At 32.6% G+C, this 811-nt stretch carries 1 pseudogene; it reads left to right on the top strand.

Annotation, left to right across the window (positions count from 1 at the left end):
• Positions 1 to 266: 266 nt before the first annotated feature.
• Positions 267 to 644, top strand: a pseudogene (locus ACP6PM_RS26620) (REP-associated tyrosine transposase); the annotation flags it as partial.
• Positions 645 to 811: the final 167 nt, after the last annotated feature.

The following is an 811-nucleotide window of genomic DNA, read 5'->3' as shown; positions in this document are numbered from 1 at the left end:
TATTATCCAGCTTGTCAGAATCTAATTACAAATTCCCAGAATATTATTCAAATTTTCATCGGGTTTGGTGTTATCCAGCTCGTCAGAATCTAATTAAAATTGCCGCCTTGTTTGGTATCATTAATAAGCTAGTATGATCCTCGCACTGGGTGGAAAAAATTACCATCAAAATTATGAACAAATATCCTGAATTTCAATTTATAAAATCTGCTTATTTCGTCACCTTTGTCACCTGGTAAAGATTAGAATTAACCCCCGAAGCGCGAGAAATTGTTTTACATTCATTCCTATTTTTTCACCAACAAAGATACCAAATTTTCAGCGTCGTAATTATGCCAGACCATGTACATTGTTTAATCGTATCTTTTCTGAAACAAGAATCAGAATATTGGTCAATTGGAAGTATTATACACAGCATTAAAAGCTATAGTGCCAAGCAAATTCCTCAAGTGATGAAGCATATTGGTAAAGTTTGGCAAGATGGCAGACATGAGAGATTAATTAACAGTAAAAAAGAAATGATAGACGTCTGGGAATACATCAGACAAAACCCCGTTAAAGCTGAATTAGTAAATAAACCAGAAGAATATCCTTTTTTATGGGAATTATACAGAAATTTATCCCCATATTTTCAGAATAATTAAAATTCCCATCCAGTGTGAGCTTCCAGCTCACGAGAATCTAATAAAAATTGCCAGAACATAATTAAAATTGCCAGAATATAATTAAAATTTCTAGAACATAATAAAAATTGCCAGAACATAATTAAAATTTTCAGCAGGTTTAGTATTTTCTAGTGGGAGCTTCCAGC

Origin of the sequence: Dapis brunnea BLCC-M229 (genome assembly GCF_050015995.1) — a bacterium.
GTDB lineage: Bacteria > Cyanobacteriota > Cyanobacteriia > Cyanobacteriales > Microcoleaceae > Trichodesmium.
This window is presented reverse-complemented; position numbering and strand designations above follow the sequence as displayed.